Genomic DNA, 25,602 nt, shown 5'->3' on the forward strand with positions numbered 1-25,602 from the left:
AACGGCTTACCATTACCCAGATAAGATTCAAAGGTAAATAGTCTCAGCAAAAGCAAAAGTTATTTCAGCGGTGAATTCTTACGTTCAATACTGTAACGTTCTAGTTCTTTATAAGGCACCACTTGACTCTTTTTCTTACGCACATCGACAACAGTCATACGATCAGTACAGGAATAACAGGGATCAAGACTACCAATTATCAATGGCGCATCAGACACAGTATTGCCACGTAGCATATAGCGCAGTGTCGGCCAATTGGCATAAGTTGCCGCCCGACAGCGCCAGCGCCACAGTTTTTGATTGTCGCCGGTCATGCTCCAGTGAATATCATCGCCGCGTGGTGCTTCAGTAAAACCTAAAGCAAAACGGTGTGGAATATAAGTAAATCCCTCTACCATTAATGCACCAGCAGGAAGATTATCCAAACCAAAATCAATCATATTGAGTGAGGTAAAGACTTCATTGATACGAACTTTGAGGCGAGCAAGTACATCGCATCCTTGTTCGCTATGCACCTCTAACGGTAGTAAACCGTAACCGATAAAAGGGTGATCCCTGCGCGTATCACGGGCATGACCACTGGCGCGGACCATCGGGCCAACATTGCTAAAATCACGTGCGACTTGCGGATCTAAGCGCCCAATGCCGACAGTACGCTGCTCAATATTGGGCGTCGTTAATAATATCTCCACCAGCTCTTGCACTTCACGCCGCATCTGCTGAGCCAATTGGCGGGTCTTTTTCATGTCATCTTTAAGCAGATCACGACGAATACCGCCAATTAAGTTAAGTCCATAGGTTTTACGTGCCCCGGTCAGGATTTCAGCCATCTTCATAGAAGATTCACGTACGCGAAAAAATTGCATAAAACCTGAATCGAAACCAACAAAATGGCAGGCCAAACCTAAGTTAAGCAAATGGGAATGCAAACGTTCGATCTCTAGCAAAATGGCACGGATCATTTGGGCTCGCTCTGGGACCACAATTCCCATTGCATTCTCAATTGAGGTGGCATAAGCAGTACTGTGAGCAAAACCACAAATACCACAGACCCGATCAGACAAAAATGTCACTTCGTTATAACCCATCCGTGTTTCAGCCAATTTTTCCATACCACGGTGGACATAAAAGAGGCGATAATCAGCGTCAACAATATTTTCGCCATCAACAAATAAACGAAAGTGACCGGGTTCATCAGAAGTGACGTGTAATGGGCCAATGGGTAGCACATTATTTTTTTTATTACCCAGCTCATTAATAAATTGGTAAGTTTCGCTGTCAGTGGTCGGTGCAGGACGCTGACGATAATCCATACTATCCTTACGCAATGGATAGAGATCATCAGGCCAGTCATCGGGTAGTACCAGACGACGCTCATCGGGCAAACCAACAGGCATCAAACCGTACATATCGCGGACTTCACGTTCGCCCCATACAGCTGCCGGAACACGTGGAGTCACTGATGGAAACTCCGGTTTATCGGCATCCACTTCAACTCGAACGGTGATCCAAAATTTAATTCCCTGCTCCATGGAAAGTACATAATAAACCGCGTAGTGACCGCACAATTTGCGTTCATCATTACCGAATAATACCGATAACCACCCTCCTTGCTGGTAGTAAAGATACGCTATCACTTCAGGTAATGCGTTGATTTTTATCGTAATGGTTAATTGATCTTTAGTCTGCCAACCTTCCTCCAACACAACGCCGGGAAATGCCTGGCACAAAGCCGTAAGATAGTGTTGACCTAATTTTTCTTCAGACATGGTAATTCTCTAAAATCCTATCGCTAACAAAGAGACGAAAGCTAAAAAGCCAAAGCCAAAACCGAACCAGGTAACTTGTGATGTGGCCAAAAAACGTAATCGCGCCATGCTATTTTCTAACAAAGCAATCACTGTTACGCCGGCCAACAGTTTTATCAACGCCACCACCACTGCCAGTAGCAAACCTGCTACCGACAGATGTTCAATTTGTCCCCACGGTATAAACACGCCAACAAACAGTTGCAATACCACGAGCTGTTTGAGGCTAATTCCCCATTTCAACAACGCAAAACTGGCACCACTATATTCATAAAGCGGCCCTTCCTGTAGCTCCTGCTCAGCTTCGGCAAGATCAAACGGTAGCTTAGCCATTTCAACAAAGGTGGCAAAAGCACAGGCACAAAATGCCAGCACTAAAGGAACGCTTTGTTCTACAGGCCAATGGTAAATCGTCGCGGCGATTAAACTGATGTGGGTTGAACCTGCCACTTGTGCAACCACCCATAAAGCTAATAGTAAAATTGGCTCAACTAATACTCCCAACACCGCTTCACGGCTGGCACCAATGCCCGTAAACGGACTACCGGTATCCAGACCGGCCACCGCAAAAAAGAAACGGCCAATAGCAAATAGGTAAATAAGTGTGATCAGATCACCAAGCGGAGATAATGGCGATGCCACTGTCACCACGGGCAATGCAGTCGCGATAGTAAACATCACGCCGATCATCAAAAACGGCATAAGTCGGAATAGCCAACCTGAGGCTGTTGGCGCGATACTTTGGCGACCCAGTAATTTGATTAGATCTCGATACTCTTGTAACACTCCGGGCCCTTTGCGGTTATGTAGCCGAGCGCGTGCCATGCGACTGACGCCAGATAGTAGCGGCGCCAATGCAAATAGCACTAAAGCCTGCACAAGGGCAAAAAACAGCGAATTCATATTAGGCTCCCTAAGAAATCACAACCACCAGCAGTACCGCCAGTTCAATAAAAGCCACACGGCGAAACAACACCGGCAGGCTAGTTGTTTGCCAACCTGGTAATAACGACGCCGGATTGAGTATCCGTCCTAATTTAAACACCAAAGCAAACATCACTTTTACCGGTTGGGCAAAACCGGATGCAGTGATACTCATCGCCTGTTCGTATTGATAACCACAAACCCACGCTGAACCACGAGAACGAAATGGCAAACGTCCATCTTTGCAGACAATTAATAGAACAACCGGCAATAGCGTTGCCGCAATCAACAATAGCGTGATAATCGGCTGCGACACCATGGTGTGATTAGTCACTAACGGTAAAGGCACGACGTAGCTTAGTAATGGCATAATCCAAGGCGCAGCAACCCCACCAACAATGCAAAAAAATGCTAACGCAGCGAGCGAAATATTCATTAGCCAGGGTTTAGAATAGGCTTTTTCAGCAGCTTGCGTGCGGGGCGCACCACAAAACATAACGCCATACACTTTTGCCATACACATCACCGCTAAGGCACCCGTAATGGCAAGCCCGGTTGCTAATAATGGCCCTAGCAAACGACTGACAAATGCTGGCTGTTCACCCAGACGGAAAAAGGCTTGATAAATAACCCACTCGCCGGCAAAACCATTGAGAGGAGGGAGCGCTGCCATTGACATTAAGCCAACCAGCATCGACATTGCGAGAAGCGGCATACGTTTACCTATGCCGCCTAATTTTTCGATATCCAGATAACCGGTACGGAACCATACTGCACCCGCACCAAGCAATAACGTAGTTTTAAATAAGCTATGGCTAAACAGATGGTATAATCCCCCTATCATGCCGAGGGCAATCAAAAGTGGTTCATGCAGGGAGACACCAATAAGCCCGGCACCAAGCCCCAGCAGTATGATGCCGATATTCTCAAGGCTGTGATAAGCCAGTAATCGGTTAATATTGTGCTCCATTAATGCATACAGTCCGCCAATAAATGCCGTCAGCATACCGAGCAATAACAGCACAATTGCCCACCATAATGGTAATGTGGTATTCAGTAACGAAAGTAGCAAAATGCCATAGACACCCACTTTCAAGACCACAGTAGAAAATAATGCTGCAGCTGGCGCAGCAGCATTGGCATGAGCTGGCACCACCCAGCCATGCAGAGGAATGATGCCGGCTAATAAACCAAATCCAATTAGCCCCAACATCCAAGTTACACTGCTCATTGGTAGCGTTACCATAAGCAGACGCAGCTCAGCAATATTTAAGGTGCCATAAGTTCGCCAGATAATGACGCACATCATAGCCAATAGCAGCGTACCCAACCGGCCTAATACAAACCACACTTTACTTGCCTGATGGCAACCGGTCAGAAACAGCGCACATAGCGCCATAATTTCTGCCATTATCACCAACATAACAAGGTGCCCGGCCACCACGGCCAATGTTGCCGCTGCCAAGAACATATTTATTAACAGCCCATTAGACTGCGTTGCAGGATGTCGATGCCAACTGATATTAAACAAGCTGACAAAAATTCCTGGTAAGCCAAAAACCACTAACCACAATCCATTAAGTGCCGTGATATGCAGTGACCAGTTACCAACAGGTAACATAAAATCGCTGGCACTAGTGCTACCCAGCAGTACTTGTCCGCCGGCCAATAGCATAGCAAGATTAGCTAAAACACCACCAAGCCCAGCGATTAATCCACTTAACGGCTTGTTGAACATCAGTAATGCGGCTAACAAACCACTGATGACCAAGGTAAAAATTGCTCCGTTAATCAACATCTCGACACTCATTACAACTCTCCATTCTGGCCGTTAATTAACGACAAATCGCCTAACACCATCTGGATAGTCAGCTCACGCTTACGTTTATTAGCGTTGGCAATATCATGGTTATCAATCAGACGTAGCGCTTTAGTCGGGCAGGTACGTACACATGCCGGACCTCGTTCATCGAAATAGCACAGATCACATTTAACAGCGATAGCGCGAACACCAGCTATCCAGTCTAAAAACGGACTAACACGTGTCAGTTCCGGTGGTGCCGGCGGGGCAATCGGCGTATCACTATCAGCAGGAATACCCTGTGGGCGACTGCCACAAAATTCGATAGTACCAAACGGACAGGCGAGACCACATAACTTACAACTGACACACAAACTTTCGTTTAATTGAATAGCATTATTGATCCGATTAATGGCATTAACCGGACAAACCTGCGCGCAAGGCGCATCTTCACACTGATGACAGAGTTGCGGGGCTGATTCTTTTTCATTTCGCATCACTTTCAGACGCGCTTGCGTTTGTAGTCCTTGTAAGCGGTGATTTTCCGAGCAAGAAGCTTCACAAGTACGACAACCAATGCAAAGCGTAGAGTCAGCAATAACAAAACGATTCACCGCTGATCCTGTGGTGATAGTCATTTTTGATCCTTAAGTGATAGTCATTTTTGACGAAACCGTGTCGAAATTGTCACTTCCGACATTATCCAATAATCTATTTAGGCGGTAGTACATTAACTCAACATGATTATTTGCCGTAACCTAGCTTGCCCGGCTTCGCCAGTTTCAATGGTATGCGGCAAAGTATGACTAATGGTAATTAATGGCGAGATGATAAGAATCAAAATGCCCGCAAATAAACGATAAATTAATCCATTACTAAAACCACAAAAGATAAAACGATGCAGATACCCTTTAGCAAAGGAGAGAAATTGGCAGATAAGATAACCGTCGCAGTTGTGATAGCGTGGAGCCAGACGAGCGAGAGAGTAGCCAGCCATAACATCAGTTTTCTGGCTTAATGGTGAAAAGATCATAGTGATTGACTCCATTTATAAAAAAATAACCTCACTAAGCAGTTCTCATGCCAAAATATAATTATTTTATTTTCATATAATTAAATAATAAAACAGCCAACAAGCCGGCCGGTTAAATTGTTATTTAGATCTCATCGACATGAAATATCAGCAGCGGCTCATAATCTTGCGCTGTTTATTTTGTTACCGTGATAATTAATAGCAATAAAATAAACCTAGCGGCTGCATAACCGTTGGATAACACTTTTTTAATCTCCCTATTTATGTCAATAAAAGACCTATCATTGCTAATGAATGGCATCCATATTGCATTAATCAATGCAAACAGATGCTGGAGGCGTTATGCACGAAATCACCCTCTGCCAACAGGCATTGGAACTTATTGAGCAACAAGTAGCACTAAGCAACGCAAAAAGGGTCACCCAAGTGTGGTTTAAAATTGGCGCATTTGCCTGCGTAGAAAGCAGTGCGCTGCAATTTTGCTTTGAGTTAGTCTGCCGAGGTACTGTCGCGGAAGGTTGCCAACTTCATTTAGAACAACAGCAAGCGGAATGCTGGTGCCGTCAATGTCAGCAATTTATAAAACTCATAACCCATCGTGTAAGGCTCTGTCCAAAATGTAATAGCCATAATCTCCATATTGTGGCGGATGATGGACTACAAATCATGCGGTTAGAAATAGAATAGGAGTAAACCATGTGCACCATTTGTGGTTGCGAACCAGGCAACCAATATATTGAAGGCGATCAGCGCAACCCACATTCGGCTTTTCGCAGCGCCCCGTTCTCTCCCGCGCCGCGTCAATCATTACAAATAAAAGCCATTCATAAAACTAGCCACATTGCTAGTGAACCGCTGGCCACTAACCTGGATTATGGCCAAGGTGAAGCGGGTACTCATGCGCCCGGTTTAAGTCAGCGCAAAATGCTGGAAATTGAAATTAATGTACTGGAGAAAAATAACCGCTTAGCGCAGCGCAATCGCCGCCAATTCATCGCTAATAAACAGCTAGCACTAAATCTGGTTTCCAGTCCCGGATCAGGCAAAACTACGCTACTGACCGAAACGCTTAAACTGTTACAAAACGATATTCCTTGCGCGGTTATTGAAGGCGATCAACAAACCACTAACGACGCCGAAAGGATCCGCGCCACAGGAACCCCAGCTATTCAGGTAAATACCGGTAAAGGGTGTCATCTTGATGCACAGATGATCTTTGATGCCATGCAACGACTTCCACTGGCTGAAGGTGGGATTATGTTTATCGAAAACGTTGGCAATTTGGTCTGTCCTGCTGGATTTGATTTAGGCGAACATCACAAAGTTGCCGTCTTGTCGGTAACGGAAGGCGAAGACAAACCGCTCAAATATCCGCATATGTTTGCTGCCGCCTCCCTGATGCTGCTAAATAAGGTCGATTTACTACCCCACCTTAATTTTGACGTAGAAAAATGTATAGCCAGCGCCCGTCAAGTAAATCCACAGATTGAAATTTTGCAGGTATCGGCCACCACGGGTCAAGGGATGGACAACTGGCTAGCATGGTTGGAGAACCAGCAATGTGTATAGGTATTCCCGGAAAAATTAGTCAACTAACTGACAGCATGTTAGCCAAGGTGGTGATCGGCGGGGTGATACGTGATGTCGATTTAACGCTTGTTGGCAAGCATGACGAAAAGGGTAATAGTCGCCTTGGCCAGTGGGTGCTGATCCACGTTGGCTTTGCCATGAGCGTGATCGATGAACAGCAAGCGTTGGATACACTGGCTGCATTGCAAAATATGTACGACTTAGAGCCCGATGTGGGTGTCTTGCTCTATGGTGAGGAGAAGGGTTAATGCGTTTCATTGATGAATACCGTGATCGACAAAAAGTGATGCAACTTATTGAAATTCTGAATCAGCGCGCTAAACATCTACCATACAGTGAACAACGACCTTTTCGCATTATGGAAGTCTGCGGCGGACACACTCATGCCATTTTTAAGTTTGGTCTGGATCAACTATTACCGAAAAATGTTGAGTTTATTCATGGCCCAGGCTGCCCTGTTTGTGTACTGCCAATGGCACGTATTGATAGCTGCCTGGAAATTGCCAACCAACCACAAGTCATATTCTGCACTTTTGGTGATGCCATGCGTGTGCCAGGGAAAAATGGCTCATTGCTAACCGCCAGAGCCGGTGGAGATGACGTACGGATTATCTACTCACCGATCGATGCACTAAAACTTGCCCAACAAAATCCGACCAAAAAAGTGGTTCTATTTGGGCTTGGATTTGAAACGACCATGCCAACCACCGCGATCACCTTAATACAAGCAAAAGCAGCTAACATTGATAACTTTTATTTCTTTTGTCAGCACATAACCTTGATCCCGGTACTAAAAAATTTATTACAACAGCCTGATAATAGTATTGATGCATTTTTAGCGCCCGGACACGTCAGTATGATTATTGGTATTCACGCGTACAACTTTATTACGACACAATATCAACGTCCACTTGTTGTCGCTGGTTTTGAGCCAATTGATCTGCTGCAAGGGGTATTAATGTTAATTGAACAAAAAATAGCGGGCGCCAGTTGGGTTGAAAATCAGTATCGCCGTGTGGTACCTGACGCCGGCAACAGTAAAGCGCAAGCAGTGATGAAACAAGTATTCAGTATTAAAGGAACCAGCGAGTGGCGTGGCCTTGGCATGATACAACATTCTGGCGTTTACCTTAACACAACATATCAGCAATTTGATGCTGAACAGCATTTTCACTTATGTCCACCAACCGGTTATGATGATCCGCAGACCTATTGTGGCCTAGTACTAACCGGGCGTTGTAAACCTGTTCAATGTCCACGCTTTGGTCGACAATGTAACCCGCAAAATGCATTAGGGGCTTTGATGGTTTCTTCCGAAGGTGCTTGCAGTGCTTGGTATCAGTACCGTTCTCAGGAGTATCAAGTATGAAAACTATCACCCTCGCCCATGGTAGTGGTGGGCAAGCGATGCAGCAACTTATCAATCAGCTGTTTATTCAAGCCTTTGCTAACCCGTTACTTAATGAGCAGGAAGATCAGGCGCGGATCCCATTACATTTATTAACTCAGCAAGGGGATAGACTGGCTTTTTCCACTGACAGTTATGTTATTGATCCGTTATTTTTTCCTGGTGGAGATATTGGTAAACTGGCTGTTTGTGGCACTAGCAATGATGTGGCGGTGAGTGGTGCTTTTCCTCGGTGGCTCTCATGTAGTTTTATATTGGAAGAAGGATTAGCCATCGCCACACTGGAACGCATTGTTCATTGTATGGCAGCAACGGCAAAAGTTGCAGGTATCAGTATCGTAACCGGTGACACCAAAGTTGTCCCTCGCAAAGCGGCTGATAAAGTATTTATTAATACTGCTGGCATCGGTGTGATCCCTTGCCATCTGAACTGGGGCATGCGTCAGATCCAAGCTGGCGATCTGTTACTGATTAGTAATTCGCTAGGCGATCATGGTGCCACCATTCTAAATTTACGAGAACAACTTGGTATGGAAGGCGATTTACAAAGCGATTGCGCCTTGCTAACCCCACTAATCGAAATACTGCGTAACGAAGCTGGGATCAAAGCAATGCGTGATGCGACTCGCGGTGGCGTGAATGCTGTAGTTCATGAATTTGCTGCTAGTTGCGGCTGTGGGATCGAACTCAATGAAAACACGCTACCGATAAAACCTGCTGTGCGCGGTATTTGTGAGCTATTAGGTCTGGATCCTCTCAATTTTGCCAATGAAGGAAAGCTGGTCATCGCAGTTGAACGCAGTGCAGCAGAACGTATTCTGACGCGCATACAACAACATCCCTTAGGCTTAGACGCGGCAATTATTGGCCAAGTGGTGGCCCAGAAAGGAGTAAAGTTAACCGGACTTTATGGTATCAAACGTACACTCGATCTGCCCTACAGTGAACCATTACCCAGAATTTGCTAATCAACCACGCCACTAATTGGCAATTAATTTTCGGAATATGAGGTATGTCGTATACACCGACAAGTATAAGCAGTGAACAAGATTTATTTGATATTACTCGCACTTTACTGCAACAACCTGATCTCTGTGCGTTAGTCCAAGCGGTCAAAACCCATGTTCGGCAACTAAAATTGGCCGATCACGTTAATATACTACTGTGGCAATTTGAACGCCGTAGAGTCTGCCTGTTCAGTGTTGACCATCAACAACAAGATATTCGCTATGAGGATGAAACCTTGCTAGCTTGTGGACCGATTCGCCATATGCTTTCACGTCCAGATGTACTACATTGCCGCTATCAAGAATTTAACCAAACCTTGCCCCAACTTAATGAATTAAATCTCTATCCACTATTCAATTATTACAGTCTGATGCCGTTAACAGCTGAAGGCAAAATATTTGGTGGCTGCGAATTTCTGCGCAGTACAAATGAACCTTGGACGGAAGAAGCCTTCTCACGACTACAAACTCTTGCTCAAGTCATTAGTCTAGCAGTGGAACAGATCCAATTGCGTCTGAACAATAATATTAATTATGGCCACCTATGTCGTGAACGTGACGATTTTCGCTTGTTGGTAGCCATAACCAACGCTGTTTTATCCAAGCTAAATCTGGATGAACTGATCACTGAGGTTGCGCAAGAAATTCAGGCTAATTTTGCTATCGATTCGATTAGCATCGTATTACGCAATAATCATAAAGAGAAACTTAGCGTATATTCAATCCATTATGTAGATAAAAATATTCCGCTCCATGATCAACGTGAGATAGACGAAAAAGGCACTTTATACCAAAAGGTTATGCAAAAAAAAGAGATACTGTTGCTAAATCTTCACCAGTGCGATAAACACTCAGCATGCGTTCGTATGCTATTTGAATTATGGGATAAACAGGAGCAAACCTTGTGTTTGTTGCCACTAATTTTTAGCAATCGAGTACTGGGGGTATTAAAACTGGCACAAGTTCAAGCGCCGGTTTTTAGCTCCTCGACGTTGAAATTACTGCGTCAAATCGCAGAACGTGTTGCGATTGCGGTAGATAATGCCCTTGCTTATCAAGAAATCCGCCGTTTAAAGCAACGATTGATTGATGAAAATTTAGCGCTGACGGAACAAATTAATAATGTCAGCACAGATTTTGGTGAAATCGTTGGTCAAAGTGACGCTATGATGACAGTTATGAAACAGGTTGAAATGGTAGCGCATAGCAATAGCACCGTTTTGATCTTAGGCGAAACAGGAACCGGCAAAGAGCTGATTGCGCGTGCAATACATAAACTTAGTGGTCGTAATAACCGGCGGATGGTAAAACTTAATTGTGCCGCCATGCCAGCAGGCTTACTTGAAAGTGATCTGTTTGGTCATGAGCGTGGTGCATTTACTGGCGCTAACAACCAACGTATTGGTCGGTTTGAATTAGCAGACAAAAGCACGCTATTTTTAGATGAAGTAGGCGATATGTCACTGGAACTTCAACCTAAGCTGCTAAGGGTATTACAAGAACAAGAGTTTGAACGTCTAGGTGGCAATAGGATCATTCGGACAGATGTGCGTCTTATTGCTGCCACTAACCGTAACCTTCGGCAAATGGTGGCAGATCGTGAATTTAGAGCCGATCTTTATTATCGACTGAATGTTTTTCCTATCTACCTGCCCCCATTGCGTGAGCGGCCAAAAGATATTCCATTTTTAGCCAAAGCGTTTACCTTTAAAATTGCCAACCGTCTTGGACGCAAGATTGACAGTATTCCTGCCCAAACCTTACGGCTATTAAGTAAAATGGATTGGCCTGGCAATATACCTGAGTTAGAAAACGTGATTGAACGTGCTGTTTTATTGACGCGTGGTAATGTACTTCAGCTCTCATTAACTGAAATCAACTTTAATGGCAATGAAACAAAAACCTCGATAAAGTGCATAAATAATAATTTTCATCCGATAGACGATGAATATCAACGTATTGTTGATGTACTAAAAGAGACGAATGGTGTTATTGCCGGCCCTAAAGGTGCAGCGCTACGACTGGGACTAAAACGCACAACATTACTATCACGTATGAAACGACTTGGTATTGATAAAAATAGCCTGGTCTAACGCTATTTTTGTTAAGCAAATAAATTTATTAAACAATCTTGCGGTCATGTAGGCAACAATGCGTGGCAATCTTGTTTTGCCTGTTAAGTTGATTACTATAAAACATAACAAATTACAGCCTATTTCCCTTAACTAGCAGTGTTCATTAACTTAATACTATTATTCTTCAGTCTATAAGATTTAATCAATTAAATGTTATTGAAATGTTAAATAATAAGTGTATTATTAATATCGATTTATATCACTTACTAATCGAGGTAATTTATGCAACTTTTAAAGAAGCACTTATTGCTCTTTTTTTTCTCCTATTTCAGTTTTTTTTTCATTGTCAATCATCAACCCAATAAAGAGTACATTCACTGCATACCAGCAAAAGAGGGGCATAATTGTATAGAAACAATAAATGGAAAAGCTACGCAAGCTGTTTACGTTATTGGATTAAAATTTTTAATTTAATAGCCATAAAACATCAATAATTAATAAATTAAACAGAGTAATTTTCTATTTTGCCTACTTTTTTATGCTATGAACAATTTGTTTTTCACTGGTAAGCAAATCCAGATAATTCGTAAAAATATTATCAATATTTAATTATTTTAGGAGAATAATTCATGAAATCACCCGTTCAAATTTTCATCATTATTACACTTTTAATATTCTACTCTCTGCCTTCCTATGCGGGTTTTACTCAATGTTGCTACGGGATAGCAACAGCCTATACCGTTAATAAATTATTAACTAGCAATAATAAAACAAAGGCCGTTAATTGTAATGAAGAACCTAAAGTATGCATCATTCAACCGCAGGATAAAAATAGTGCAAAATAAATTTATTCTAGTTTAACTTTTCATTAGTCATTTATTTTAAAATAATTTCGTTAAGTTAAATGAATAATCATTAAAATTACATTTTAGGTAAGACTTTAAAATGTTAATTAATTGACATCCTCCCCCACCTTCACACTTCGTGACTCAGGAGGGGGATTCCCGTTAGTCGGAGACTATCTGATCGCTCAGAAGCCTGGTTCCTGCTGCTGACGGCATTACTGCACCGTTCACTTCACAGGCTAACACGGCATGTCCTGCCGCTAAAATGTTACGAGCTCCGTTGATATCTGCGTTCTCTGTATACCCGCACTCAAGGCACTCGAATCTACTTTGTGATTGACGATTTTCTTTCGCTGTATGACCACAACATGCACACCGTTGACTTGTATATGCCGGAGGCACAGCTAATACCTGACCACCGCGCCATAGCTGCTTGTACTCAAGCTGACGGCGCATTTCATACCAACCCTGATCCAGTATCGAACGGTTAAGTCCTGATTTTGCCCTGACATTCCGTCCGTGCTGCTCTTGTGTACCTTTTGCCGATTTCGACATGTTACTGACCTTTAAGTCCTCAATGACGATCATCGCGTGGTTTTGCTGATTTCACTGGTGACTTTGTGAAGGTAGTCTTTGCGGATATTGGTTATATGCGAGTGGAGACGTTGGATTTTTCGCTTCTGTTTTTCCAGTTATTGCTGAATTTAACTTTACAGCTTAACTGACGCTGGAATTTCGCCAGCTTTTTTTGGTTGGTTTTAAAACTGTTTACAGGTTCAAACACTGTGCCGTCTGACAGCGTGGCGAGTCTGGTTACACCTGCATCCAAACCAATCATTGTTGCTGACGAATGAGGCTGAATGTCCATTTCCAGTTCGACCTGAAACGATATATACCAGTGTCCCGCATGTTGGCTAACGGTTGCGTTTTTAATCTTACCGTACAGCTTTTGCGACTGCCGGAACTTTACCCATACCAAACCTGACGGTAATCTCACTCTGCCATTATCGAGCTGACAATATTTATCAAAATTAACAAAACGAACTGAATCACGCCCGTCATTTTTCCTTTTAAATACAGGAGCTTTTGCTGCCAGTTTTTTATCAAAGCAGCGTTTCCATGCCCCGTGCAGATCTTTGAGTTTCTGCTGAAGATTATCCGTGTAGGCTTCTTGCAAAAGGAATGTTCCGGCTTTTTTTTCCATTCTGTGAGCATCCGATTTAGTTCAAACGCTGACGGTAGTTTACCGCCGGATTCAATAATGCGTTGCGTCTCTGCTAGCCCGTAATTCCAGATAAAACGAGCGCATCCGCACAACTGCCGCAAACGTTGCGACTGTTTTCGGTTGGTTCGAGTCTGAATTTGTAGGCTTTTAGAATTAGCATTATTACTCAGTGTGTAGTAAATTATCTCACTATCTTACCGTATATCCGGTTAATTTCAATGCAAAAATATAAAATCAACCGTTCAAGACATGCAGCGTTTCTTTTACATGTTCACCTTGTCTTTGTGACTAAGTACCGAAAGAAAGTACTCAGTGGCTTGCACTACAAAGCATTTCATCAGTATGCAGGTGAAGTGTGTCGCGACTTTGGGGCTGATTTAAAGGAAAGTAACGGAGAGTCCGATCACGTTCATATGCTGATCGAGTACCCGCCCACAGTGCAGTTGTCAGTACTAGTAAACTCGCTGAAAGCGGTAACGTCTCGTCGTCTGCGTAATGAGTTTCTAGACTTGCGTGGGGCTTACGGCAAGCCAGTGTTGTGGTCTCGATCATACTTTGCAGGTTCGTGCGGGGGAGCACCGCTGGAAGTTGTTAAGCAATACATTCAAAATCAGCGTGGCTGATCATTCTTCGGGCTTTTCAAGCCCGACCAAATTCCCCTCCCACCTTATGTCGGTGGGAGTACCCTTTGGAGGTTAAGATAGAATGAAAGCTATATTTAACGATTACTTAGTTTATGTCAGTTAGACTATTAATCTTTAACAATATTTTATATTTCACATTGCTAAATTAAAAAATTTAGTTATTTTCATCTGATTTTTTAATCTCTATTATCGACAATATAAAGAATTTCACCTCTAACAGAACGGATATATTGTATTGGGTCAACCTCTTTTGCTCGCAAATATCCTTGATTCAACTGATTAGACTCATAGATATCAGGGATCGCTGTTAATTCTTTTTCTAACAATTGAATTTGCTGTGGAGAGAAAATACCTGTAGGAACCCATACCGTGATCACTTCTCTGCTATCTTCTGCAACTGATAAATGGATTTGTATATTAATATCACCTTGATGGTATTTATGGACAACTTTAGCAATCGTTTCATATTCAATAAGATATCCCATAAAATTAAAACTAATATTATTTCTTTTAATATTTGTTAATCGAACAATATCACCTTGTAGACTAATATCTGCACTATCACCAAAACTATAGCGTAATAATGGAATAACATTCATATTATCCAGACTGGTTATTAATAATCGATCCTGATAACGCTCAATAAAAAATTGGTTTGTCAGTAATTCATAATTATTGTTATCCTCATCCAGACTAAAAGCAATTATTCCCGCTTCTGAACAGCCATAAGCACCAATAATATGCACATCATTACCAAAAGTATTCCTTATTATTTCCCTTTGATATGCTTTAAGCGCTTCACCGGCAAAAATAACTTTATTAATAGCAAGATGTTTACCTTTCTTTTGCATTAATTGAATAAATTGAATAATTTCACAAGGAATACCTATTAGAACATTAGTATTCACATCAATTAATGCATCAAAATGCTCACTTGCTAATACATTAAAATCACCGATCGAAATAATATTAGCACCACAAGCGCTCGCCACATTACTAAATAAGCAATGAGCGGAAAAAAGTAAGTTAATGGTAAAAAGATTAGCGCATGTATCCGTCGAGGAAAATATATTATATTCTATATATCCCTTTACGTTGTATACATCACCACTCATTTTATAAAGACACCGTTTCAAAGTACCACTGGTGCCACTAATAAATCCAATAAGATAACTATTTTCATCATTAAGCAGATGGAGGCTTTGATCATTTTTAGCCAAATAGTCTTTCTTTTCCATAACCGGAATAGATTGGCTAAATTGCTGATACGTCCATTGTCTTATTGCCGATAACTGAAACAGGGTGGCTATTTTATCTTTTACCTTATTCCATACCATTTCTTCTTTATATATAGATAACATTTTTCTCTCCATGAATGAATGTATTATTAATTTATATTCAATATTTTATATCAAATTGTATATTTTGATTTAAGATAACAAAACATTACTAATAATGAAAATAATTTATTGCTATTAGAAGATTAAATACAAAAGAATAAATACAGCAATTAATTTTTAAATTGTTAATTATTATTTTATTACCAAAATATTTTTTAATAAAAATAATTTTTTCAAAATGTTAATGATATTTAAATATACCTGGTTATTTTTCTATGTTAAATACGCTATTGTAGCATCTTCTTATAACAGAGATTACTTTCATCAAGAGGTATTTGGTATGAAAAAAGATAAAATTATTATTAAATTTAACCAAAATGTTATTGCGTATAGAAAAAATAATAACTTATTATTAAAACCATTAGCTTTACAAAATAACTTATTTAACCAATTGGGTTATATTGCTGTTGTACCTGATGAAATATTACAAACTCAAGGTCAAATAAATAACATTAATTTTTCCAGCCTCAGTGGCATGTTTTATATTAAAGGATCTGAGTCGCTAACTGTCAACGAAAAACAGCAACTATTAACCCAACTTAATGGCTATGATTTTATCGAATATGCTGAACTGGAATGCACCCGGCTAGCCTCATCAATACTGTCAAGATCCGAGCAACTAAATGATATTGAGACACCCGATTTTACTAAAAAACAGGAATACAAATTAGGTGCAGGACAATTTTGGACAGGTATTGATATGGAATATGCCTGGTCTCTTGGTGTGACAGGTAAAGGTATTCGTATTGCCGATATCGAAGCCGCGTTTAACTACCAACATATTAATTTACAAAGAGATAGTTTTATTCCTTTAGTTGTTAGCGATGATGTCAATGAGCTTGAAATCAATCATGGTACCGCCGTAGCGGGTTGATGTATGCAAAAGAGCTGGGATTTGGTGTAAAAGGAATGGTGCATGGCGCTGATGCACTGTATGGCATTTCGGTAAAACCTTATGATGCCGCCGGTGGTATTGTAAGAGGATTACAACATTTAAGAGCGGGTGATATTTTCATTTACGAATTATCTATCCAATCCAGAGCGGATGATGATACAACTCAAGTCCCTGCTGATTTTTGCCAATCAGTCTGGGATATCACTAAAGCCGCCACCGATGCCGGGATTATTATTATTGCTGCCGCTGGTAATGGTGGTGAAAATCTGGATGATGATTTTTATGCACCATATCGCGCTCGCGGTGATAATGGCGCTATTCGTGTTGGTGCTGGCTCTAAAAATCAAATATGTCGTGCATTTTCTACTTATGGCAAAACCATGATCCATGTCCAGGCTTGGGGTGATAGTGTTGTCACAACTGGCTTTGGTACTTTGTACGATGGTGGCCCTAATAATAATTATGCCAGTAACTTTGATGGCACCTCAGCCGCTACCCCAATTGTGGCTTCAGCAGCAATTGCCATACAATCATGGTATAAGCAACAAACTGGCCGGGTTCTCACACCAAAAGAAATGAGAAGTCTGTTGATAGAAACCGGTACACCACAACGACCTGGCTTTATCAATAACCATATTGGCCCGCTACCGAATGTTCGTAATGCAATTAATGTATTACAACAAGGTTTACCACAATAAAATAATATAATTAGTGCAATATTTTGCTAAATAAAAATATGACTTAGCTATCAGACCACATCAGAGGGCTGTCTCTTGCTCACAAGTCTTGTTCAAGAGACAGGTGCATCGGCTGGATCTTAATGTTTATGATGACAAAATTAAGCCATAATCTATTATTATTTTTTACCATAGCCTTGTGGATTTTGACATTGCCAACGCCAGGCATCAGCAGCCATATCTTGAATCGAACGAGTGGCTTTCCATCCCAAATCACACTCAGCTTTCAATGGACTTGACCAACACTCAGCAATATCACCTGGTCGGCGAGATTTAATTTCATAAGCGATTTTTTTACCGCAAGCTTCTTCAAAAGCTTTCAGCATCGCTAATACACTCGTGCCTTTACCAGTGCCTAAATTGTAGATGTGTAAGCCAGGTTTTAAACCAACCGATTTAAGCGCTGCAATATGTCCATCTGCCAGATCCATGACATGAATATAATCACGCACGCCTGTGCCATCTGGGGTAGGATAATCGTCACCAAAAATCATCAGTTTTTGCTGCCGGCCAATGGCTACCTGGGTAATATAGGGGGTTAAATTATTAGGTATACCTTGCGGATCTTCCCCCATGGTGCCGGACGGATGGGCGCCAACCGGATTAAAATAGCGAAGCAAGGTAACCGACCAGCTATTATCAGCATACTGTAGATCCGATAAACAACGTTCAACCATATATTTACTGCTACCATATGGATTGGTGGTATTGCCAATCGGAAATTCTTCGGTAATGGGAACCGTTGCCGGATCACCGTAAACAGTGGCAGAAGAACTAAAAATAATATTTTTTATACCAGCTCGCTGCATACTACGCGCTAATACTAGCGTGCCATTCACATTGTTATCATAATATTCAAGAGGTTTAGAGACAGATTCACCAACCGCTTTTAACCCAGCAAAATGGATAACAGCTTGAATAGAATGGTTGGAAAAAATGGTGTCTAACAATTTTTCATCACGCACATCCCCATGATAAAAAACCGGGCGACAACCGGTTAATGTTTCCATTCGCGTCAATACTTGACGACTGGCATTACACAAATTATCTAATATAACAGGCTGCATACCTGCTGCAAACATCTGAACGCAAGTATGACTACCAATATAACCCATACCGCCTGTTACTAGTATTTCCACATTTACCTCTTTTCCAAGCATAATAAAATCAGACTAAAGTTTGTATGGCTCGATAACCAATAATAGGCATAATATTATACTATCTGAGCCAATTATTTATCGATATAGGCAGCATTTTTGCTAACTAATATGCTATGCGCCAATATAATCGCTTATACTATAAATCAGCTATTATATTCCTCAATCTTTTAATAGCCAATATAAACTCAGTAGCGACCATAATATTTATCAGTAAGGAAATGACTTATTGAATTTCAACCGGATCTATATGGATCATGACATTTAAGATGGCCGGATTTTCAAGTAATTTTTTTCGCGCAGAAACCGCAATTTGATGTCCTTGTTCTACCGTTAAAAGACCATTCACTTCAAGATGAACATCCACCAACAAATAATCGCCAGATTTACGCGTCTTAAGATCATGAATATCAACCACCCCTTCCATTGCCAACAGCTGTTTACGGATAGCCGCAAGTGTCTGTTCATCAGCCCCCTTATCCATCAGATTGTTAAACGCTTGATAAGTAAATTTATACCCCATTTTAATAACCAGGGCACCAACAATTAATGCGGCAATCGGATCAAAGATCTTAATACCGCATAAACTACCAACGATACCAATAGCAACCACCAAAGAAGAAGCGGCGTCTGAACGTGCATGCCAGGCATTAGCAACTAACATACTTGAATTAACCCTATTTGCCACAGCAAGCATATAACGAAACAGACCTTCTTTAACAATAAGTGATAATAGCGCGACAACCAGCGCAATAATATGCACATCAGGAATTTCAGCTGGATTTAGCATTTTTTCAATTGCTTTCCATACCATGCCAGCCCCAACCACGAGCAAAATTGTTCCTAATACTAAAGATGTCCCATTTTCATAGCGGAAGTGGCCATAAGGATGGTCGGCATCTGGTTGCTTATGGCTATGTTTATTAGCAATCAACACCACAAAATCTGCCAATAAATCTGATAATGAGTGAAGTCCATCAGCAATCAAACCTTGGGAGTGTGCCAAAAAGCCGATAATAATTTGCCATAAAGAGAGAAAAAAATTCACAACGATACTAACAATAGTGCTCTTTCTGGCGGCTTTAAATTTTATTCGTTGCTCGTCGGAAACAAAATATGAGTGTTTTTCTTCGCGAAGTTTAGTTCGTGTCATAATCAAATTCTAAAGTTAATTATTTTCAGTAAAATGAGGGGAAAATTGATAGTAAACCTTAAAAACAATCTTGTTATTATTAATACTAATTTTATTCAAAAAAATATTAATCTAGTTTCCTATAATATGACACAAAAAATTATATTTGTCTTGATTTTTCATTTTTACAATCAGGTATTTCAATAAAGTATAATTGATAATTATTCGCTTATTTATTTCTACTACTATTTATAATTAAATAGAAATAATATTTATTTTCAACTAGGTTAATTTAGGCAAAACAATTTGATTATTTTAAATATGGTTTCTTCATATTAAGTTAATTATGCAAAATAATAAGCCAATAAAAATATCACGACATCATTTTTTACTATTGCTACAATATAATTAGATAACAATATGATGCGAGGGTATCATGTATAATAAGATCTTAGTTCCTATCGATATTGTTGAAGATGAATTGAATCAGAAAGTGATTAAGCATGTTGAAACACTGGTTTCCTTTAACCAATCCAACAAACCAGAAGTTCACTTCTTATCTGTGCTACCAAATTTAGAAATATTTTTTGGGATTGAAATTGCGGCGCTACCAGAGAGTCAACAAGATTCCGAACAGCGCAGCCGAGTGGCACTGGAACTACTAAAACAGATCATCAAAAAAGTAAACATTCCAACTAAGCAAATTACCTACAAAATTGGCATTGGCCCAACAAAAGAGGAAATTCTAAGCTATGCATCAGATATCGACGCCGATTTAATTCTTATTGCCTCTCATAGCCCCAATTCTTCCAGTTACCTACTTGGATCAACCGCAGCTAGCATTGTTCGTCATGCAAAAATAACAGTTTTAGTGGCTCGTTAAAATAAACCAATAATAACTGTAGCCATCTTAATTAAGATGGCTTATTGGTTAAATTAAAACGTTATTTGATCACTGCACTATTTAGTTTTTCCGGTGCTGACCATATACGATATTTAACTGCCATATCTTTAGGAACATATACCACAATCGGTAACTTGCTATTATAGCGAACGATATTTCCATCACCGAGATGCGTGGTAATAAACTTCTTGGTTTGTTTTTTATCTGGACAAGCCATTAAGGTTGCCGCTGGACCGGATACTTTTTTTAATTCGTAATAGTCATAACCCCAACCTTTCAGCTCTTTTTTGGCAAAATCCCCACCAAACCAATGATGATTACAATCTACCAGCATGGATTTACCAATAACCAGTTCCACCATAAAATTATTCTCATTTTCTTTTTTGCCTAGCTGAATAACATAGCGCTGCATATCTTTCTCAGCGGCTGGGTATGGAGCTATTTTGGACAAATTATCATTTGCCATCGCATAGGGTGTTGTTAGGAGCATTGCCAATAATGGAAAGGTATATTTATTCATTGCCACATCCTACTTTATAAATAGTGATAAAAGTGATATTAACTATAACTGATAAGAAAAAGTTTTATACTTAACTAAATCGAAGATCTACTTTAGTATAACTGTCGTGCCAGAAAGTAAAAAATCGTAAAGAGTAAATCAACCATTTAATTTGTAAATATTATTAAAAATCAAATAATTATATATAACATTTAACAATGTAAATTATTGTGTTCACGATAATAAAATTTTAATTATTGTTATACTTGAATTGACCCTCAATAATTTTGCCGGAGGTTATATGTTGCTGTCGGATCATGAGTTATTTTCTCACCTAAAACGCTCTCATCCACGCTTCCAATCACTATTTGAAAAGCATCATCAACTGGATAAACAGATCACTGAATTAGAAGGCCCAAATGGTGCAGGCTATAATGATAAAGTCATCAAATTAAAAAAAGAAAAGCTCCATTTAAAAGATGAAATGCAGCGTATTATTCACCAACAAATTAGGCTTAAATAATGCCAATCCGCCTGCTGGAGTAGCAGGCGTGTTAATCCTCACGAAGTGTTTACCTATCAATTAGCGCGCTTTTTTAACCATTGCTGCTGATTGAGGCGATAAAGAATATGTTGCTGTAAGGGATGCGCCGATGGTAACGCCGGATGTAAAAAATTATGCGCATCTTTTTCCATGGCTAATTTTTTCATCAAACATTCAGAGGGGTGATTAATTTTAGCGGTAAAAGAGATAATTTCCTGCATTTGTTGCTGTAAAAAAGCAAAATCTAATACCCGACAGGCGGCTTCATAAGCCAGTCCTTGTCGCCAAAATGGCTTAGCCAGCCGCCAACCAATTTCAGTACAAGGCATAAAAGGCAGATCATAAGCGGGAATATTGAGTCCGACAAAACCAATGAATTGTTTCTCTGCTCGTAACTCTACTGCCCACAATCCCCAACCTTGCTGTTGAATAAACTTTTGCCTAATACGATCAATAAAGGCATCACTTTGTATTTTTGAAAGTAAATGTGGGAAATAACGCATAACATCAGGATCACTATTCAGACGATAGAAAGGGAGCCGATCAGCTTCTCGCCATTCCCTTAGTATCAAACGAGGTGTCTTTAGGATAATAACCATGCACTAGCCACGACTGATTGAAAAAGCGCTTACCATTAATATAACATGGCATCTTATCGCATGAACAGAAAATGCTTATTTAATTTTAGGTAGCTCTTCAACAGTTTCTAATTTAATCACTTTTTCAGATTGATGCTCAATTTTTTCAGACTGACCAATGAATATACCCCCTCGCTTAATTGACATATGACTAACTCGACTGATCCCGCGCAATTCACCATGTTCCAGGATATCTAGATTATTTCCCAAGCATGCACCATCAACTAAGCCATCAATAATCATATCAGGAGCTTCAATTTCACCTTCAATTTTGCCCCCGGGCATGATATGAATTGTCCCTTCTGTCACCGTGACATTACCTTTAATATGTCCCCAGACATGAATGTCACCTGCAATAGTTATGTTACCTTTAAAAAAGCTCTCTTCTGAAATAATTGTTACATCTTTTTGTTTAGGATCGCTTTTTTTATCACCCTTCATCACAAATATATTGGTATTTGAAATATCTGACTTTTTATTTCTAAACATCGAAATCAACCTCACTCTTATAATGATAAATTGCAGGATAAGAACGAACGAAAAAACTAAAACAAAAAACCATGTCTTTGCAATCATATTTGTTAAATACAACACCACGACTAGCACCCATAGGAACCAGATAAAATAAAGACTCAAGTTTTCTCTATCGCTAAATGTTTTCATTCTTATCTAATAAACTCATTAATGATACCTAACCAGAAATTATGCAATTAAGTTATTAGTATAGAATATCAACTGGCGCTGGTATTGATATAGTGATTAACACGACAGAAAGGCAATTTATATTGAAATTAATAGCAGACTAAGGCGTTATTGAAACTAACAGTAAACAGAGTAAAATCCGCATTCCCTATTAGGATACACATAAATCCTTATGCCTTATTTAGCTCTGAATACCGTTAGGACACTCACTATAAAATGATATAGTGCAATGAAATATCAAGTTTACGGTAAAAATTTATTACATTCCGCTGGCTTTAGTGAAATTAGCTAAAAATTGATCTAACTAGTCCTGTTTGTCAATTGAAAAAGTTAAAATAGTACTCATCAAGTATAAATATTCGCCTTCTCAATGAGTCAGCCTTATGGCAAATGATAAACAAGATGAAAGCTACTATCGTGCATTCATGTCACATCGTTATGTTAGCCGTCGCGGATTGTTGCGAGGATTATTCAATGCCAGTAAGACATTTAGCCCTGAGCTCAATAACAAAACACTCGCTCGTCAGGTTGGCCGCCCACCACAAGCGATTAATGAAACTGATTTTCAGCAACTATGTATTGGCTGCAACAACTGCCGGCAAGCTTGCCCTTATGGCTTAATCTCAATTAATCATAATCTGGCCGAGATCTCTATCGATTTTTGTTGTTGTACGACCCACAACTGTTTAGCCTGTACGCTGGTTTGCCCTACCGGCGCGCTCAATCAGCAAATAAAACCCGATACCGCACTTTGGCCGGCAATCTCTCAATCTTGTTTTGGTCGCCATAGTAACAGTTGCCGTTTATGTGTCCATGCTTGCCCACAACAAGCGCTCTCGTTTTCAGCCGAAAATTGGCCGATAATTGATGAAGAAAAGTGTGATGGCTGCGGTCAATGTCAAATTGCTTGTATACACGGATTGCTGAACTTAAAACCCGGTCTACCGCAATTGACAAAAATTTAACTGCCAAACCCTTAAACTATAATCATAGACTGGAATATAACTAACTTTTTAGCAAGGTAATAATATGTATATTAAACGAGCTGCTAGCAGTGATTTTGCTCAATTAATCCTAATTTGGGAAAATTCGGTACGCGCTACCCATGATTTTCTGCCAGAAGAAATGATTGCCACGTTACGTCCACTAATTTTAAATAATTATCTACCTAATTTGCAGGTTTACATGTCAGTCGATGAGCAAAACCATATTACCGGTTTTATGGCTATCAAGCAGAATCGATTAGAAATGCTATTTATTGCCCCTCTTTCACGCAGAAAGGGGATTGGCAAAGCATTGCTGCAATACGCCGTGAACCATTTTGCCGTCAATGAAGTCGATGTTAATGAACAAAATAAACAAGCGATAGATTTTTATCAACAGCAAGGTTTTGAGGTGTATGATCGCTCCGAATTAGATGGCCAAGGCAACCCTTTTCCACTGTTACATATGCGGCTGATCAATACTAGTATCGACAATCCGGATAACAGGCTTTCGGTCGCAAATTGATAGTGAGCTTTGTTTGATTTTCGATAACTTGCTGATAAGTTGCCTGAACAAATTGACTATCCGACCAAGCTAAGGTTGCCTGAAGATAAATTTTTTGCTGTGCTTGGTAGATTTCAGGGGCAGTAAAAGTAAAAACGAGCGGTAGTAAATCCAAACGGTACTGTAACTGATTCATTAGCAATAACCGCCCATTTTTTTGCGCGTAAAAGCGAATATTAACCTCTGCTGTTTTATATAATCGCACCGGCAACGTGACTTTACCCGTTACAACGGTTTGTAACGGATCATTGGGCTGATAATGAATACAGCCGGTTAAACAGCCTATAGCAATCAATATGGCATAATGCTTCATAACACTTCTATATGGCGTGTAGCTAGCGGTGGGTGAATACCTTGTACCAAACGCGCCAAATGCTGCTGTTGCTGTACAGTAACATCCGGTAATAGCGCAGATAATTGGGGTCTATTTTGCTCTACCTGTCTATCCACCGACACACTTCTGCCATTAAAAAGCCGAGATGAAACAATGGGATCACTATAAGCCGCCTGATTTAAAGTTACTTGTTTAATTAGCATAATCCTTACACCTTCATTCCTTGAAATTGACCTTTATAAACTGACTTTTTTACTGGTTCACACAATAATTCCTGCCAAAATTCAGCATGATCGAGTATTGACGTCAAACAATGTTCAAATTTATCTAATGTCAAATTGGCAATCGTTAGTTGACTATATAATTGTATTTTTAAACTGCTTTCGTCGAAACCAAAATGCAGATTAAATTGATACCAATAGCGATTAAAGCTTGCCAACTGACGAAAAATTCCCTCACTAACTTCTGATAAATCAGCAATATCTATCTGTAACGCCAGCAACTCTTGTTCCTGTAGAAAGATACAACAAACCTGTAATTTTTCATCAAAGCGTAAAGCCGCAATTCCTTCTTGATTTAGCATCAATAGTGGCAATTGATATTTCTGACTAAACTGGCCAAAAATTTGATCAATGCAATCTTTAACATCCATATTTCTCTCCCGGCAATTTAGTCATAAGCTAACCTGTGAATTGTCATTTCTCTGTCAAATATCGCTATTTTTTTACTAAAAAAAGGCAGACCATCGATAT

At 40.2% G+C, this 25,602-nt stretch carries 28 protein-coding genes and 1 pseudogene; 14 read left to right on the forward strand and 15 right to left on the reverse strand.

What is annotated here, in order from left to right:
* Positions 1 to 59: 59 nt before the first annotated feature.
* The 5 genes from LDL57_RS11095 to LDL57_RS11115 all read right to left on the reverse strand — a co-directional run bounded on the left by LDL57_RS11095 (position 60) and on the right by LDL57_RS11115 (position 5,581).
* Positions 60 to 1,769, reverse strand: a complete 1,710-nt coding sequence (locus LDL57_RS11095) for a hydrogenase large subunit (RefSeq protein WP_180559235.1) — start codon at positions 1,767 to 1,769, stop codon at positions 60 to 62.
* Positions 1,770 to 1,778: 9 nt separating this feature from the next.
* Complete coding sequence (locus LDL57_RS11100; RefSeq protein ID WP_180559234.1) at positions 1,779 to 2,711, reverse strand: respiratory chain complex I subunit 1 family protein; 933 nt, start codon at positions 2,709 to 2,711, stop codon at positions 1,779 to 1,781.
* Between the two features lie 10 nt (positions 2,712 to 2,721).
* Positions 2,722 to 4,542 carry a formate hydrogenlyase subunit 3 gene (gene hycC / locus LDL57_RS11105; RefSeq protein ID WP_180559233.1) on the reverse strand — a complete coding sequence of 607 codons (1,821 nt, stop codon included), beginning with the start codon at positions 4,540 to 4,542 and terminating at the stop codon, positions 2,722 to 2,724.
* Positions 4,542 to 5,147 carry a 4Fe-4S dicluster domain-containing protein gene (locus LDL57_RS11110; RefSeq protein ID WP_180559250.1) on the reverse strand — a complete coding sequence of 202 codons (606 nt, stop codon included), beginning with the start codon at positions 5,145 to 5,147 and terminating at the stop codon, positions 4,542 to 4,544. The genes hycC and LDL57_RS11110 overlap by 1 nt, the downstream gene beginning before the upstream one ends.
* 116 nt (positions 5,148 to 5,263) lie before the next feature.
* The gene (locus LDL57_RS11115) at positions 5,264 to 5,581 is read right to left on the reverse strand and encodes a hypothetical protein (protein ID WP_180559232.1); all 318 of its coding nucleotides are present in this window, start codon (positions 5,579 to 5,581) and stop codon (positions 5,264 to 5,266) included.
* 327 nt (positions 5,582 to 5,908) lie between these two features.
* Between LDL57_RS11115 and hypA the strand changes: the two genes are divergently transcribed.
* The 7 genes from hypA to LDL57_RS11150 all read left to right on the forward strand — a co-directional run bounded on the left by hypA (position 5,909) and on the right by LDL57_RS11150 (position 12,491).
* Positions 5,909 to 6,253, forward strand: a complete 345-nt coding sequence (gene hypA, locus LDL57_RS11120) for a hydrogenase maturation nickel metallochaperone HypA (RefSeq protein WP_180559231.1) — start codon at positions 5,909 to 5,911, stop codon at positions 6,251 to 6,253.
* A 9-nt stretch (positions 6,254 to 6,262) separates the two neighbouring features.
* On the forward strand, positions 6,263 to 7,135 hold the full coding sequence (gene hypB / locus LDL57_RS11125) for a hydrogenase nickel incorporation protein HypB (RefSeq protein WP_180559230.1): 873 nt from the start codon (positions 6,263 to 6,265) through the stop codon (positions 7,133 to 7,135).
* Positions 7,126 to 7,404 carry a HypC/HybG/HupF family hydrogenase formation chaperone gene (locus LDL57_RS11130; protein ID WP_180559229.1) on the forward strand — a complete coding sequence of 93 codons (279 nt, stop codon included), beginning with the start codon at positions 7,126 to 7,128 and terminating at the stop codon, positions 7,402 to 7,404. The genes hypB and LDL57_RS11130 overlap by 10 nt, the downstream gene beginning before the upstream one ends.
* Positions 7,404 to 8,525 (forward strand): hydrogenase formation protein HypD, encoded by a 1,122-nt coding sequence (gene hypD, locus LDL57_RS11135; RefSeq protein WP_180559228.1) that lies wholly within the window; start codon positions 7,404 to 7,406, stop codon positions 8,523 to 8,525. Before LDL57_RS11130 ends, hypD begins: the two co-directional genes overlap by 1 nt.
* Complete coding sequence (gene hypE, locus LDL57_RS11140) at positions 8,522 to 9,532, forward strand: hydrogenase expression/formation protein HypE (RefSeq protein WP_180559227.1); 1,011 nt, start codon at positions 8,522 to 8,524, stop codon at positions 9,530 to 9,532. Before hypD ends, hypE begins: the two co-directional genes overlap by 4 nt.
* Before the next feature lie 44 nt (positions 9,533 to 9,576).
* On the forward strand, positions 9,577 to 11,664 hold the full coding sequence (gene flhA, locus LDL57_RS11145; protein WP_225505626.1) for a formate hydrogenlyase transcriptional activator FlhA: 2,088 nt from the start codon (positions 9,577 to 9,579) through the stop codon (positions 11,662 to 11,664).
* A 611-nt stretch (positions 11,665 to 12,275) separates the two neighbouring features.
* On the forward strand, positions 12,276 to 12,491 hold the full coding sequence (locus tag LDL57_RS11150; protein ID WP_180559225.1) for a hypothetical protein: 216 nt from the start codon (positions 12,276 to 12,278) through the stop codon (positions 12,489 to 12,491).
* 162 nt (positions 12,492 to 12,653) lie between these two features.
* Here LDL57_RS11150 and LDL57_RS11155 read toward each other — a convergent pair.
* Positions 12,654 to 13,886, reverse strand: a pseudogene (locus LDL57_RS11155) (RNA-guided endonuclease InsQ/TnpB family protein).
* Between the two features lie 48 nt (positions 13,887 to 13,934).
* On the opposite strand from LDL57_RS11155, the gene tnpA reads away from it, so the two are divergent.
* Complete coding sequence (gene tnpA / locus LDL57_RS11160; protein WP_225505529.1) at positions 13,935 to 14,339, forward strand: IS200/IS605 family transposase; 405 nt, start codon at positions 13,935 to 13,937, stop codon at positions 14,337 to 14,339.
* A gap of 197 nt (positions 14,340 to 14,536) precedes the next feature.
* On the opposite strand, the gene LDL57_RS11165 is transcribed toward tnpA, so the two are convergent.
* A complete protein-coding gene (locus LDL57_RS11165; protein ID WP_180558835.1) occupies positions 14,537 to 15,721 on the reverse strand; it encodes an AMP-binding protein in 1,185 nt (394 codons plus the stop codon).
* A 319-nt stretch (positions 15,722 to 16,040) separates the two neighbouring features.
* On the opposite strand from LDL57_RS11165, the gene LDL57_RS11170 reads away from it, so the two are divergent.
* Both LDL57_RS11170 and LDL57_RS11175 read left to right on the forward strand, forming a co-directional pair.
* Positions 16,041 to 16,634 (forward strand): S8/S53 family peptidase, encoded by a 594-nt coding sequence (locus LDL57_RS11170; RefSeq protein ID WP_225505628.1) that lies wholly within the window; start codon positions 16,041 to 16,043, stop codon positions 16,632 to 16,634.
* Positions 16,634 to 17,353, forward strand: a complete 720-nt coding sequence (locus tag LDL57_RS11175; protein ID WP_180558833.1) for a S8 family serine peptidase — start codon at positions 16,634 to 16,636, stop codon at positions 17,351 to 17,353. The genes LDL57_RS11170 and LDL57_RS11175 overlap by 1 nt, the downstream gene beginning before the upstream one ends.
* Positions 17,354 to 17,511: 158 nt before the next feature.
* On the opposite strand, the gene galE is transcribed toward LDL57_RS11175, so the two are convergent.
* Positions 17,512 to 18,531, reverse strand: coding sequence for a UDP-glucose 4-epimerase GalE (gene galE, locus LDL57_RS11180; protein WP_180558832.1), 1,020 nt, complete (start codon positions 18,529 to 18,531; stop codon positions 17,512 to 17,514).
* Positions 18,532 to 18,775: 244 nt separating this feature from the next.
* Positions 18,776 to 19,702 carry a cation diffusion facilitator family transporter gene (locus LDL57_RS11185; protein ID WP_180558831.1) on the reverse strand — a complete coding sequence of 309 codons (927 nt, stop codon included), beginning with the start codon at positions 19,700 to 19,702 and terminating at the stop codon, positions 18,776 to 18,778.
* Positions 19,703 to 20,117: 415 nt separating this feature from the next.
* On the opposite strand from LDL57_RS11185, the gene LDL57_RS11190 reads away from it, so the two are divergent.
* Positions 20,118 to 20,564: a universal stress protein gene (locus LDL57_RS11190; protein ID WP_180558830.1), complete on the forward strand. Its 447-nt coding sequence runs from the start codon at positions 20,118 to 20,120 to the stop codon at positions 20,562 to 20,564.
* 61 nt (positions 20,565 to 20,625) lie between these two features.
* On the opposite strand, the gene eco is transcribed toward LDL57_RS11190, so the two are convergent.
* Positions 20,626 to 21,105 (reverse strand): serine protease inhibitor ecotin, encoded by a 480-nt coding sequence (gene eco / locus LDL57_RS11195; protein WP_180558829.1) that lies wholly within the window; start codon positions 21,103 to 21,105, stop codon positions 20,626 to 20,628.
* A gap of 280 nt (positions 21,106 to 21,385) precedes the next feature.
* Between eco and LDL57_RS11200 the strand changes: the two genes are divergently transcribed.
* On the forward strand, positions 21,386 to 21,607 hold the full coding sequence (locus LDL57_RS11200) for a DUF465 domain-containing protein (protein ID WP_225505630.1): 222 nt from the start codon (positions 21,386 to 21,388) through the stop codon (positions 21,605 to 21,607).
* Between the two features lie 56 nt (positions 21,608 to 21,663).
* On the opposite strand, the gene LDL57_RS11205 is transcribed toward LDL57_RS11200, so the two are convergent.
* Positions 21,664 to 22,227, reverse strand: coding sequence for a GNAT family N-acetyltransferase (locus LDL57_RS11205; protein ID WP_180558827.1), 564 nt, complete (start codon positions 22,225 to 22,227; stop codon positions 21,664 to 21,666).
* A gap of 75 nt (positions 22,228 to 22,302) precedes the next feature.
* Entirely contained in the window at positions 22,303 to 22,755 is a 453-nt protein-coding gene (locus LDL57_RS11210) for a bactofilin family protein (RefSeq protein WP_180558826.1), read from the reverse strand.
* Positions 22,756 to 23,351: 596 nt separating this feature from the next.
* Between LDL57_RS11210 and LDL57_RS11215 the strand changes: the two genes are divergently transcribed.
* Together LDL57_RS11215 and LDL57_RS11220 are read left to right on the forward strand one after the other, a co-directional pair.
* Positions 23,352 to 23,933, forward strand: a complete 582-nt coding sequence (locus tag LDL57_RS11215; protein ID WP_180558825.1) for a 4Fe-4S binding protein — start codon at positions 23,352 to 23,354, stop codon at positions 23,931 to 23,933.
* Between the two features lie 64 nt (positions 23,934 to 23,997).
* Complete coding sequence (locus LDL57_RS11220; RefSeq protein ID WP_180558824.1) at positions 23,998 to 24,477, forward strand: acetyltransferase; 480 nt, start codon at positions 23,998 to 24,000, stop codon at positions 24,475 to 24,477.
* On the opposite strand, the gene LDL57_RS11225 is transcribed toward LDL57_RS11220, so the two are convergent.
* The 3 genes from LDL57_RS11225 to LDL57_RS11235 are packed head-to-tail and all read right to left on the reverse strand — an operon-like array spanning position 24,434 to position 25,502.
* Entirely contained in the window at positions 24,434 to 24,829 is a 396-nt protein-coding gene (locus tag LDL57_RS11225) for a YscW family type III secretion system pilotin (RefSeq protein ID WP_180558823.1), read from the reverse strand. The two genes, LDL57_RS11220 and LDL57_RS11225, sit on opposite strands and share 44 nt — an antisense overlap.
* Complete coding sequence (locus LDL57_RS11230) at positions 24,826 to 25,053, reverse strand: hypothetical protein (protein ID WP_180558822.1); 228 nt, start codon at positions 25,051 to 25,053, stop codon at positions 24,826 to 24,828. Before LDL57_RS11230 ends, LDL57_RS11225 begins: the two co-directional genes overlap by 4 nt.
* A gap of 5 nt (positions 25,054 to 25,058) precedes the next feature.
* Complete coding sequence (locus tag LDL57_RS11235; protein ID WP_180558821.1) at positions 25,059 to 25,502, reverse strand: type III secretion system chaperone; 444 nt, start codon at positions 25,500 to 25,502, stop codon at positions 25,059 to 25,061.
* Positions 25,503 to 25,602: the final 100 nt, after the last annotated feature.

The organism is Arsenophonus apicola (assembly GCF_020268605.1).
Classification (GTDB): domain Bacteria; phylum Pseudomonadota; class Gammaproteobacteria; order Enterobacterales; family Enterobacteriaceae; genus Arsenophonus; species Arsenophonus apicola.